This window comes from Candidatus Margulisiibacteriota bacterium, from assembly GCA_018822365.1.
In the GTDB taxonomy this organism is placed as follows: Bacteria; Margulisbacteria; WOR-1; order O2-12-FULL-45-9; family XYB2-FULL-48-7; genus XYB2-FULL-45-9.
In genome coordinates this window covers 1-11910 of record JAHJKL010000005.1, presented here as the reverse complement: position 1 = coordinate 11910, position 11910 = coordinate 1, and the positions used below count along the sequence as shown (strand labels likewise).

Annotated in this window: 11 protein-coding genes; 3 read left to right on the top strand and 8 right to left on the bottom strand. The window is 52.9% G+C overall.

From position 1 onward, the window contains the following. The 8 genes from ligA to groES all read right to left on the bottom strand — a co-directional run. The coding region (gene ligA / locus KKF06_00280; protein ID MBU1616203.1) for an NAD-dependent DNA ligase LigA at window positions 1–1673 on the bottom strand (1673 nt) is incomplete at its 3' end. Window positions 1674–1805: 132 nt separating this feature from the next. Continuing rightward, on the bottom strand, window positions 1806–2591 hold the full coding sequence (truB, locus tag KKF06_00275; GenBank protein MBU1616202.1) for a tRNA pseudouridine(55) synthase TruB: 786 nt from the start codon (window positions 2589–2591) through the stop codon (window positions 1806–1808). Further along, a complete protein-coding gene (locus KKF06_00270; protein ID MBU1616201.1) occupies window positions 2588–3559 on the bottom strand; it encodes a bifunctional oligoribonuclease/PAP phosphatase NrnA in 972 nt (323 codons plus the stop codon). Before KKF06_00270 ends, truB begins: the two co-directional genes overlap by 4 nt. Next, on the bottom strand, window positions 3522–3890 hold the full coding sequence (rbfA, locus tag KKF06_00265) for a 30S ribosome-binding factor RbfA (protein ID MBU1616200.1): 369 nt from the start codon (window positions 3888–3890) through the stop codon (window positions 3522–3524). The genes KKF06_00270 and rbfA overlap by 38 nt, the downstream gene beginning before the upstream one ends. Beyond that, window positions 3887–6040 (bottom strand): translation initiation factor IF-2, encoded by a 2154-nt coding sequence (infB, locus tag KKF06_00260; protein MBU1616199.1) that lies wholly within the window; start codon window positions 6038–6040, stop codon window positions 3887–3889. The genes rbfA and infB overlap by 4 nt, the downstream gene beginning before the upstream one ends. Further along, a complete protein-coding gene (gene nusA / locus KKF06_00255; GenBank protein ID MBU1616198.1) occupies window positions 6041–7171 on the bottom strand; it encodes a transcription termination factor NusA in 1131 nt (376 codons plus the stop codon). A gap of 187 nt (window positions 7172–7358) precedes the next feature. Continuing rightward, entirely contained in the window at window positions 7359–9011 is a 1653-nt protein-coding gene (groL, locus tag KKF06_00250) for a chaperonin GroEL (GenBank protein MBU1616197.1), read from the bottom strand. 15 nt (window positions 9012–9026) lie between these two features. Beyond that, on the bottom strand, window positions 9027–9320 hold the full coding sequence (gene groES, locus KKF06_00245; protein MBU1616196.1) for a co-chaperone GroES: 294 nt from the start codon (window positions 9318–9320) through the stop codon (window positions 9027–9029). A 115-nt stretch (window positions 9321–9435) separates the two neighbouring features. Here groES and KKF06_00240 point away from each other — a divergent pair, with 115 nt between their 5' ends. From KKF06_00240 to hisA, 3 genes are read left to right on the top strand one after another with little or no spacing between them, the layout of a single operon-like run. Beyond that, complete coding sequence (locus tag KKF06_00240; protein MBU1616195.1) at window positions 9436–10308, top strand: ROK family protein; 873 nt, start codon at window positions 9436–9438, stop codon at window positions 10306–10308. Then, window positions 10299–10916, top strand: a complete 618-nt coding sequence (gene hisH, locus KKF06_00235) for an imidazole glycerol phosphate synthase subunit HisH (GenBank protein ID MBU1616194.1) — start codon at window positions 10299–10301, stop codon at window positions 10914–10916. The genes KKF06_00240 and hisH overlap by 10 nt, the downstream gene beginning before the upstream one ends. After that, the gene (gene hisA, locus KKF06_00230) at window positions 10913–11620 is read left to right on the top strand and encodes a 1-(5-phosphoribosyl)-5-[(5-phosphoribosylamino)methylideneamino]imidazole-4-carboxamide isomerase (protein MBU1616193.1); all 708 of its coding nucleotides are present in this window, start codon (window positions 10913–10915) and stop codon (window positions 11618–11620) included. The genes hisH and hisA overlap by 4 nt, the downstream gene beginning before the upstream one ends. Window positions 11621–11910: the final 290 nt, after the last annotated feature.

Here is an 11910-nt window from a genome sequence, read left to right as displayed (position 1 = left end):
TTGAAGAAAACAACAATCCCTTCCGCGACTTTCGGTCCAATCTCGTGGACCTTGGCCAGCTCTTCCGCCGACGCTTCGGCCAACTCATCGAGGCTCTCGTAATTATCAGCCAAAATTTGAGCGGTCCGACGGCCAACTAACCGGATCCCGAGAGCATAGATCAATCGATCGAACGGCCGCGACAGGCTCCCCTGGATCGAATCGATCACGTTTTGGGCTGACTTCTCCCCCATCCGTTCCAGCTTGAGAATATCTTCCTTGGTGAGTGTGTATAGATCGGCCGCGTCGGCGATCAGTTTCTTTTCAACCAACTGGTCGATCAACGCCGGACCAGCATGCTCAATATCCATCGCTTCCCGGGTGGTAAAATGGCGGATCCGCTCTTTAACCTGGGCGGGACAAGCGAAATTCGTACAGCGAGCGATCGCTTCCCCCTCCGGCCGGTAGATCTTCCCGCCGCAGACCGGACAATGGGTCGGCATATGGAATTCTTTCTCATGGCCAGTTCTTTTGCTCATAACGACTTCCACCACTTCGGGAATGACTTCTCCCGCCCGCTGGACCTTGGCATGGTCGCCGATCTTGATCTCCTTGCGGCGGATCTCATCTTCATTATGGAGGGTCGCCCGTTTAACGACAACCCCGGCCAGATGGACCGGCTTTAAGTGAGCGACCGGGGTGATCGCCCCGGTCCGGCCGACCTGGACCTCAATGTTTTCGATCACCGTCTCCGCCTGCATCGGCGGGTATTTGAAAGCGATCGCCCAGCGGGGGGCACGGGCGGTAAAACCGAGCTTTTTCTGGTCGGCCAGTTTGTTGACCTTGATCACTATCCCGTCGATCTCGTAAGGGAGCTTCTCCCGTTTCTTCTCCCACTCCTTGATGTACTCTTTGACTTCTAAGAGGCCGTGGCAAAGCCGGGTGTTGGGATTGGTTTTAAAGCCAAGTTTTTTTAAATATTTAAGGGTCTCAAGATGGGTCGTCATTTCGGGGGCTTCGCCGTAATAAAGGAAAATATCGAGCGGTCGCCCGGCGGTGATCTTCGGGTCTAGCTGGCGGACCGAACCGGCGGCGGCATTCCGGGGATTGGCAAAAAGGGATTCCCCCTTCTCCTGCCTCTCTTCGTTCAGTTTAAGAAAATCATCGTATGGGAGATAGGTTTCCCCCCTTACTTCCAGATCGATCTCATCTTTAAGGACTAGCGGGATCGCTTTGACCGTTTTCAGGTTCTGCGTTATATCTTCCCCCCGAACCCCATCTCCCCGGGTCGAACCGACCGCGAAATGGCCATTTTTATAGACCAGGGCGACCGCCAGGCCGTCCATCTTCAGTTCAGCCACGTACTCGATCTTTTCTTCCCCCAGCGCCTCTCTGACCCGCCGGTCAAAGTCATCTAGTTCTTCAAGGTTCATGGCGTTATCCAGGGAGAGAAGGGGCTTTTTATGGTAATAGGTTTTAAACTCTTTAAGCGGTTCGCCCCCCACCCTCTGGGTCGGGGAATCGGCTGTCACTAGATCGGGATATTTTGATTCTAATACTTTTAATTCTCGAAACCTGTCATCATAATCAGCATCTGATATTGTTGGCCTGTCTTCCACATAATATAAATAATCATGGTGATGAATAAGCGATCTTAATTCCTTGATTCTTTTTATATCTTTTTCTTTACTCATATTTTTCCTATTTTAAACCGATTCGATATTGGAACCTGAGACTGAAGTCTCGGTTCCAATATCCCTAATATTCAAGCCATCGCGAGAAACCGAGAATTCATTCTCAGGTTTCAAGCAACCGGCCCGCTTTAGCTAGACGGTGGGTGAGGTCAGGACATCTTCCGGTTTTATTACCACCGTCGCTAGTTTGTCGTTTTTCGCCAGGGTGACGATCGTTTCCATGGTCAGGGCCTGCGAGAGATGGAACGGATGGGCGTAAGTCCTGACCAGCCTGGTCATATGGGCGCCGCATCCCAAATCGTCACCTACGTCTTCGATCAGCTTCCGGATGTATGTCCCTTTGGAGCATTCCACATAAAAGATAACCCTTTGATAATCACCCTCGACCGCCGGCGGCCACTCTTCAACCAAGCCGGCAATCAGTTCCGAAGCAGGTCGCTTTCCATCTGGCCCCAATAGAGTTAATTGATAGATCGTTATCTCTCGAGGCTCTCTTTCAACCTCGATCCCCTTACGGGCCAGCTCATAGAGCTTTTTCCCTTTGATCTTGATCGCCGAATACATCGGCGGGATTTGTTTAATCTTGCCTCTGTATTTATTAAATGCCTTTTCAATCTCTTGTCCCGTAAACCGTTTACCATTTACCGTCTCCACTACTTTCCCATCAGCGTCCCCCGTATCGGTCTTTATCCCCAACATCATTTCCGCCAGGTACCCCTTATCCCCGTTCAGAAAGCGCTCGATCTGTTTGGTCGCGCTCCCAAGAAATACCGGCAAGACCCCGGTCGCGATCGGGTCCAGGGTGCCGGAATGGCCGACTTTTTTTACTCTGGAAAGATTGCGGATCCTGGCGACAACATCGAACGAGGTCCACCCGGCGGGCTTATCAACGATAATGATCCCGTCCGGCGAGGTCATACCAAATACTTCAGAGACGAGATTTGTTTTTCTGCCTCGGCAATGACCAGCGCTTCCACTTTTTCCAGTTTGCCGTTCATCACCGCCCCGGCCGCCTTGACGTGTCCACCGCCGCCAAATTTCCTGGCGATCTCGGAAACATTGACCCGTTTCTTGGAGCGGAAGTTCATTTTTACGAGTTCGTCCTTCTCGCGGAAAAAGATCGCCACCTCCACTCCCTCGATCGATCGAAGGCAATCGACGATCCCGACCAGGTCTTCCCCCAGGGCGCCAACCTGCTCCATCATCTCTTCGTTGACCGCCGTCCAGCAGATCTTACCATCACCGGCAAATTTGACATTCGACATCGCCAGCGCCGTGATCTTGACCGCTTTGATCGTCCGGGTATCGTAGATCCTGGTGGTTATCTCATTGGTCTTGATCCCACACTTCATAAGTTCGGCCGCCATCTGGAAGGTCTTGGCCGTGGTGTTCTCGTAACGGAAATTACCCGTGTCTGTGATCAGGGCGACATAAAGACATTCGGCGATCTTTTGGTCTATCTTGCTCTTGAGAAAGAGGGCCAGGTCAAAGATCACTTCCGAAGTCGAAGAAGCGGCAACGACAAGATTAATATCGCCAAAATTAGTATTATCTGGATGATGGTCGATGTTGACGATCGTCTTGGCGGTCTGCCGGAAGTCGGTCAACTTGTCGCCGATCCGCGACAGGTCGGACGAATCAACCACAAAAAGAACATCATAAGTCTGGCCGGGAGAGAGATTTTTCTTGATCTTGTCTATTCCAGGCAGAAAAGCGTAAACGCGGGGGACAGAATCGACGCAAAAATAATGGACTGTTTTACCAAGCTGCTCCAGCATAAACCCAAGCCCGAGCATAGAGCCGATCGAGTCGCCGTCGGGGTCGCTGTGCCCGGCGATCAGTACGGTATTAACCTTTTTTAGAAGCTCTTTTATTTGGTTTTTCATTTTTCAGCTTTCGGATAAGGTTTAAGACATTGCTCCCTTTCTCCAGCGAATCGTCCCGGACAAAACGGATCTCGGGGGTCACCCGGAAATCGATCCGGTTCCCCAGCGCGCCGCGGATAAACCTGGTGGCAGAGTTCAACCCGTCCATCGCTTCCGCCTTTTGATTTTCATCGCCAAAAATACTGACGTGGATATTAGCGTTGCGCAGGTCGGGGGAGACCTCAACTTTGGTAATGCTGACAAAACCGATCCGGGGATCATTGACATCCTCGCGGATGATCGTACTGATCTCTTCCCGGATCAATTCTTCAACTCTTTCTTGTCTGGTCATCTTTTACGCGGTTTTTCTCTGACCTCAAAAGCTTCAACAACATCTCCAACCTTAAAGTCGTTATATCCATTGATCGAGATGCCGCATTCATAGTTTTGTTCCACCTGCTTGACATCGTCCTTGAATCGTTTGAGCGCTTCAAGCTTTCCTTCATAGATCTTGTCTTTGCCGCGCGTTATCCGCATCCCGGCCCCGCGCACCATCTTGCCATCGGTAATAAAACAGCCGGCGATCGCCCCGACCTTGGAGAACGAGAATAGCTGGCGGACTTCGGCGTGGCCAATGACCACTTCTTCGTACTCCGGCTCCAGGATCCCTTCCATGGCCAGTTTAACATCGTCGATCAAATTATAAATAATGTTATATTTGCGGACCTCAACCCCTTCATCCAGGCTCAAGACCTCCGAATTCCCTTCAAAGCCGACGTTAAAGCCGGCCAGGATCGCGCCGGAAGCTTTGGCCAGCATGATGTCAGATTCATTGATCCCGCCAACCCCGGCGTGAACAATGTGGACCCCGATATTTCCGACTTTCGCGTCCTGGAGCGACTGGGTAATCGCGTCAATTGACCCCTGCACGTCCGCTTTAATAAGGAGAGGAAGGTCTTTGTTCTCCCCCTCTTTGATATGTTTGGAAAAATCTTCCAGCGAAACAACCTTGGTCCGCGATGCTTTCCCCTGCGAATGCTTCCGATCCTCGGCGATCTGGCGAGCCTCTTTCTCGGTCGACATCCACTCCAACACATCCCCTGAAGCCGGCACCTCGGTACAGCCAAGCAGCTCGACCGGCATCGCCGGCCCGGCTTTTTCCAGCCTGGCCCCTTTATCGGTGAACAACGCCCGGACCCTGCCGTAAGTCGAACCGACCACAAATATATCGCCGATCTTCAATGTCCCGTTCTTGACCAGCAAGGTCGCCACCGGTCCGCGTCCCTTATCGAGCCGCGATTCAATGACCACCCCCATCGGCTTGGCTTCCGGATCGGCTTTGAGCTCCGCCAGGTCGGCAACCAGCAGGACCATTTCCAGAAGTTCGTCGATCCCGGTCAGTTGTTTGGCCGAAACCGGCACGGTCACCGTTTGACCTCCCCAATCTTCCGGCGCCAGGCCATATTCAGCCAGCTGGGCTTTGACCTTGTCAGGATTAGCGTCGGGTTTATCAATTTTATTGATCGCCACAATGATCGGCACCCCGGCCGCTTTGGCATGGTTGATCGCTTCGATCGTTTGCGGCTTGACCCCGTCATCGGCCGCAACGACCAGAATAACGATATCGGTCACTTTCGCGCCGCGCGCTCTAAGAGCGGTGAACGCTTCGTGGCCGGGGGTATCTAAAAAGGTTACCTTGCGTCCCTGAACGTTGACCTGGTAGGCTCCAATATGCTGGGTAATGCCGCCCGCTTCGCTTTCGGCAACTTTGGTTTTTCTGATCGCGTCAAGCAGTTTGGTCTTCCCGTGGTCAACGTGTCCCATGACGGTCACTACCGGCGGCCGGAGGGCCCGTTTTTCAATGTTATGCGTCCGGTGGGTAACGGTCACTTCCTGCGCCGCTTTAAGCTCGATCTCCCGGCCAAGGGCTATGCCGACTTCTTTTGCCACTTCAGAGGCGATCCGTTGATTGATGGTCACCATCATCCCTTTTTTCATCAGTTCTTTGATAAGGTCTGACGCTTTGATCTGTAATTTATCAGACAGGTCTTTCACCGAAATATCATCGCTGGTGATCACGATCGCCGGCACGGTCGGTTTTGGCGGTACGACGGGGACAACCGGTTTTTGGACAACCACCGGGGCTGGAGGGGGTGGCGGTGGTGGCGGCGGTGGCGGCGGAACTGGCTTTGGCGCTGGTTTTGGAGGAACTGGTTTTACTGCTGCCGGTTTTGGCGCTTCTTTGGCAACAACCGGTTTAGCAACAACTGGAGGTGCTTTGTCTTCTTTACTTTTTTTAGGCTTTTCAACTTTGGTCGGTTTCTCTGTTTTTTTGGGAGCTTTCTCTTTTTTCCCCTGATTCCTGACCTTTTCCGCTTCGGCCTCTTCAATTGAAGACGTTGCTGTTTTAGCTTCGATTCCCAGGGTCTTGAGAATGACCAACAGCTCTTTTGAAGTAGTTTTTAGTTCCTTGGCTAATGCGCTGACTCTAATTTTTGCCACTTAGCCCTCCTTCTTTTGGCCCTTGATCGCCGCTACCGCTTCAGGCGGAACGGTCGAGTTGGCCGCTTTTACGGAAAAACCCATCTCCCGGAGTTTCAGGACCAGGTCGTTGCTGGTCATCTCCAGCTCTTTGGCCAGTTCATGCACTTTGTATGATTCGGTCGGAGTTTCGGAGGGCTTCTCTTCCCGTCCTTCAGAGATCAGGTCGATCTTCCAGCCGGTCAGTTTAACGGCCAACCGGACGTTCTGTCCCTCTTTACCGATCGCCAGCGAGACCTCTTTATCGGCAACATGGACCCGGGCGCTCTTTTCCGCTTCGTTCAATTCAACCAGGTTAACTTTGGCCGGGCTAAGGGAGTTGGAGATGAATCTCTTTTGATCATCGCTCCATTCGACAATGTCAATCCGCTCCGGCCCCAGTTCGCGGACAATGTTTTGGATCCGCTGGCCCATTTTGCCGACGCAGGTTCCGACCGCGCCAACGTTCGGGTCGTTGGAAAAGATGGCGACCTTGGTCCGCTTCCCCGGCTCCCTGGCAATTCCTTTGATCTCCAGGATCCCTTCTTTGATCTCCGGGATCTCCATTTCAAACAATCGTTTGATCAGGTTTGGGTGAGAGCGGGAAATTATTACCAAAGGGCCTTTTGAGCTCCTTTTGGTTTCAACAACATAGAATTTTACCCGGTCCCGTTCGCGAAATACTTCACCAGGGATCTGCTCGGTGACCGGTAAAATGGTTTCCAGCCGTCCCAGATTGACCAGATACCCGCCAAATTCTTTCCTTTGGACGATCCCGTTAATGATCTCCCCCTGTTTTTTGGTGAATTCATCAAAGGTTTCTTCTTTTTCCGCTTCCCGGAGCCGCTGGATGATCACCTGTTTGGCGGTCTGCGCCGCGAAACGGCTAAAATCCGCCGGAGTAACATCTTCCGGCTCTTCCCCTTCGACTATCTTCATGAGCTTAACTTCCCCGGTATCGGAGATCTGTACGTCAATATTGTCCCCTTCGGCAAATCTTTTCTTAGCCGCCGAAAGAAGCGAAGCCCGAATAGTGTCTAGCAGGACCTCTTTGGAAAGGCCCCGCTCCCGCTGGATCTCTTCAAGCATCGCGTTAAAATTATCGATCTTCATTTTTCCCCCTATAAACGCAAAAGTGGGAAGAAAATCCCACTCATTTCAACAAATTTTACTTCCTTATGATTGCACAAGGATTATAGCAACGAGGCCACACTATGTCAACCGGGGTGAGAAAAAATAGGGGCCCCGCTTAAACGGGGCCCCCCTTGATTCCTTGATCCCTGATGCCTAGATTCCTTGCTTACATCATGTCGCCGTAACCGCCCCCCGGCATCGCGGGAGCGGCCGCCTTCTTTTCCTCTTCCGGCTTCTCGGCCACCAAAGCTTCGGTGGTCAGGAGCATGGAAGCGATCGAAGCGGCATTCTGCAGGGCAGAGCGGGTAACCTTGAGCGGATCAACGATCCCCGCCTTGAACATGTCAGTATATTCAAGCGACTGGGCGTTGAAACCGATCCCGGCCTTCTCTTTCTTGACCCGTTCAACCACAACAGACCCTTCCAGTCCGGCATTGAAAGCGATCTGTTTGAGCGGCTCTTCGAGCGCCCTGACCACGATCGCCACGCCGACTTTTTCGTCTCCCTGGGCTGTGGCCCAAAGATCCATCAGTTTCGACTTCGGCTCGGAAACAATGTGGACAAAGGCACAGCCGCCGCCCGGAATGATCCCTTCTTCAACCGCGGCACGGGTCGCCGACAGGGCATCTTCGATCCGGTGCTTCTTTTCCTTCAGCTCGGTCTCGGTCGCCGCCCCGGCCTTGATGACCGCGACGCCGCCAGAGAGCTTGGCCAGCCTTTCCTGAAGCTTTTCCTTATCATAGGAAGAATCGGAAGCTTCGATCTCTTTCTTGATCTGGGCGATCCGTTCTTTGACCGCTTTGGCGGTGCCGGCCCCTTCAATGATGGTGGTATCCTCTTTGCGGACAACCACTTTTTTGGCCCGGCCCAACCACGCTTCGTTAACGGTCTCCAGGTTCATCCCCTTCTCTTCGGCCACGACTTCGCCGCCGGTCAGGACCGCGATATCATCGAGCATCGCTTTCCGCCGGTCGCCGAAACCAGGGGCCTTGACCGCGACGGCGTTAATGGTGCCGCGCAGTTTGTTGACCACCAGGGTCGCCAGCGCTTCCCCTTCGATCTCATCGGCCAGGATCAGGAGCGGTTTACCCATCTGGACAACCTTCTCCAGCGACGGTAAAAGATCCTTGATCGCGCTGATCTTTTTGTCGGTGATCAGCAGGTAAGCGTCTTCAAGGACGCATTCCATCCGTTCACGGTCGGTCACCATGTAAGGCGAAGCGTATCCCTTGTCGAACTGCATCCCTTCAACAACGTCCAGGGTGGTTTCGATCCCCTTTGACTCTTCAACGGTGATCACCCCGTCCTTGCCGACTTTTTCCATCGCGTCGGAGATCAGGTTGCCGATCTCCGGGTCGTTGTTGGCCGAGATCGTAGCGACCTGGGCGATCGATTCTTTTGAATTGACCGACTTTTTGATCTCTTTCAGGTCTTCGATCGCCATGTCAACCGCCATCTGGATCCCGCGCTTGATCGACATCGGGTTGGCGCCGGAAACGACGTTCTTTAACCCTTCCTTAAAAATAATGTGGCCCAGAACGGTCGCGGTGGTCGTCCCGTCTCCCGCGATATCGTTGGTCTTGCTGGCGACCTCGCGCAGCAACTGCGCCCCCATATTCTCGAACGGATCTTCCAGGTCAATTTCCTTGGCAATGGTCACGCCGTCATTGGTGATAGTGGGTGAACCCCATTTTTTCTCCAAAACAACGTTTCGGCCGCGGGGACCCAGGGTCACTTTGACCACGTTGGCAACTTTCGCCACTCCTCTTTCCAGCTTCTTCCATGCTTCATCTCCAAACAGTATCTCTTTTGCTCCCATTTAAGGTCACCTCCTTTATGCTTTGATCGCTAGAATATCCCTTTCGGACAATATAATGTATTCTTCTTCATTAATTTTGACTTCGGTCCCGCCGTATTTGCTGTAAATAACTTTATCGCCAACCTTAACTTCGGGCGCGACCTTCTGGCCATTCTCATATCGTCCGCTCCCCACCGCCACCACTGTCCCTTCGGACGGCTTTTCTTTAGCGGTATCCGGAAGAACGATCCCGGATTTGGTCTTAACCTCTTCCGGAGCCTGTTTCACGACTATTTTGTCGCCGATCGGGGTCAACTTTGCTTTTACCATGCCTGAACTCACCTCCTGTTGTTAGCACTCTCTTTGATTGAGTGCTAACATCTTAGCATGGTCAGATTTTTTTTGTCAAGTTGCGAATGAGAAAAAAAATAGTTATACTTGGGCCATGTTCATTGGAGTCGATCTTGGTGGGACAAAAATAGCGGCCGCGCTGGTTTCGGCGACCGGCAAAATCGTTACGGATGTCAACATCCCGACCGAAGCAAGCAAAGGGAAGACCCACGTCCTTGGCGCGATCAATAAAGCGATCCGGCACCTGATCCAGACCAGCCCCGAACCGGTCAAAGCGATCGGACTGGGCGTTCCGGGCCCGATCCTTTATGAAAAAGGGATCGTGATCGGCCCCCCCAACCTCCCCGGCTGGAAACGGGTCAATTTGAAAAAGATCCTGGAAAAAGAATTTTCCCGACCGGTTTTTATCGACAATGACGCCAACTGCGCCGCCCTGGCCGAGGCCAGGTTTGGCGCGGGGGTCGGCCGCCGCCACTTTATTTACATAACCGTCTCCACCGGGATCGGCGGCGGGATCATCATTAACGGCCAGCTCTACCGCGGGGCCAACGGTTCGGCTGGCGAATTCGGCCACATGATCATCGACTCCCAGGGCTTTACCTGCGGCTGCGGCAATGTCGGCTGTTTTGAAGCAATGGCCTCCGGTACCGCTGTTAGAAAACGGGCCGGTATGGACGGGGCCTCTGTAGAGCTCGCCGCCCGCCAGGGGGACAAAAAAGCGCTAGCGGTGATCAACGAAACCGCACACTACCTGGCGATAGGGATCTCCAACCTGGTCAATATTTTTAATCCAGAGCTGGTCATCCTGGGAGGCGGAGTTTCCAAAATGCGGGAGCTGCTCTTGAACCCGGTCCGCAAAGAATTCAAAAAATATGCCCTCTATCTGCCGGCAAAATCGGTCAAGATCGTCAGGGCGAAGCTCGGCACCAACGCCGGCATCCTGGGAGCCGCAGCCCTGTGTCTATAGCAATTATCGACTACGGAGCAGGGAATCTGCGGAGCGTCGAAAAGGCGCTCCAAAAGCTCGGTTTTAACAGCGAGATCACCAGCGACAAGTCTGCCATACGCGGATCCAAAGGAATTATCCTCCCCGGGGTCGGTTCTTTTGATCCGGCGATCGCCCAACTCCGCTCCCTTGGCCTGGAAAGCGTCATTGAAGAAGCGATCATTTCCGGCAAACCCTTTTTGGGGATCTGCCTCGGGATGCAGCACCTCTTTGAATCTTCAGAGGAGGGAAAACTTGGCGGGATGGGAATTTTAAAAGGGAAAGCGGTCCGTTTTGACCTGTCCAAGCACCCTGAATTAAGCGTCCCGCACATGGGGTGGAACCGGCTTCTCGTCAAGAGGCGCTCCCCCATCATGGCCGGGATCGACGATGGAAGCATGGTCTATTTTGCTCACACCTACCACGTAAAACCAAAAGATGATATAATTATTTCCACAACGACCGATTACGGCTACGATTTTGCCTCATCAGTTTGGAAGGATAACCTGTTCGGCATCCAATTCCATCCCGAGAAAAGCGGCGAGATCGGCCTGGTCATTTTGAAAAATTTTGGAGGTTTGTGCAAGTGAAGTTTGAAGTAATACCAGCGATCGACCTGCTCCAGGGGAAGTGCGTCAGGCTCAAACAAGGAAATTACGGTTCCGAGACCATTTATTCGGCCGAACCGTTAGAAGTCGCCGCCCGCTGGGTCGCGGCCGGGGCCAAACGACTCCATGTCGTCGACCTGGACGGGGCCAAGACCGGCATCGCGGCCAACATTGACATTATTAAAGCGATCATCAAAGAGGTTGCCGTTCCTATCCAGATCGGCGGCGGGGTCCGCAATTTCAACCTGATCTCTGACCTGCTCAAATTTGGGGCCGACCGCGTTATTCTGGGGACCACCGCGATCAAGAACCCCAACCTGCTGGGGAACGTCTGCGAAAAGTTCGGCGACAAGATCGCCGTCGCCATTGACGCCAAGGGGAACTTTGCCGCCGCCGAAGGGTGGATGTACGTCAGCAAAAAAGACACCCTCACCCTGGCCAAAGAAGCGATCGGCCTGGGGGTCAAGCGGTTTGTCTTTACCGACATCAGCCGGGACGGAATGCTCGAGGGGCCCAACATTGACTCGATCAAGAAGTTCATGGACGGGGTCAAGGTCCCGGTCATCGCCTCGGGCGGCGTCTCAACCAAAGAAGACGTTGAAAAGCTCAAGGCGGTCGGCGCCGAAGGGTGCATTGTCGGCAAAGCGCTCTATGATGGGAAGCTGCAACTGGAAGAGATCCTTTAACTCGAATACACGAATAAACCCCGCAAGTTTTTCCCCTTACATTACGATAATATCAATGGAAGATAGTGTATTCTTTCGGCCTGCCTGTTGCCGAAGAAAATTATTGAAACCAAGTTGTTGAACAGGCTTGGTTTTTTGTTTATTAAACAGGTTGAAATTTTACGCGAAAGTGAACGATAATACTGGAGAGAGGTTGCAATGTCAGGACCAAAACACGTAGATTCGATCAAGCGTCATGAAATGCGCCACCCAGTTCCTGGGGCGGCGCGGACGCTTACTTTTGCGGAGAC

Bases quoted from the DNA above. Each gene is read 5' to 3' on its own strand.
- truB (MBU1616202.1), bottom strand. From the start codon at position 2,591: ATGACCTCGCCGGACGGGATCATTATCGTTGATAAGCCCGCCGGGTGG.
- KKF06_00270 (MBU1616201.1), bottom strand. From the start codon at position 3,559: ATGAAAAACCAAATAAAAGAGCTTCTAAAAAAGGTTAATACCGTACTG.
- rbfA (MBU1616200.1), bottom strand. From the start codon at position 3,890: ATGACCAGACAAGAAAGAGTTGAAGAATTGATCCGGGAAGAGATCAGT.
- nusA (MBU1616198.1), bottom strand. From the start codon at position 7,171: ATGAAGATCGATAATTTTAACGCGATGCTTGAAGAGATCCAGCGGGAG.
- groL (MBU1616197.1), bottom strand. From the start codon at position 9,011: ATGGGAGCAAAAGAGATACTGTTTGGAGATGAAGCATGGAAGAAGCTG.
- groES (MBU1616196.1), bottom strand. From the start codon at position 9,320: ATGGTAAAAGCAAAGTTGACCCCGATCGGCGACAAAATAGTCGTGAAA.
- KKF06_00240 (MBU1616195.1), top strand. From the start codon at position 9,436: ATGTTCATTGGAGTCGATCTTGGTGGGACAAAAATAGCGGCCGCGCTG.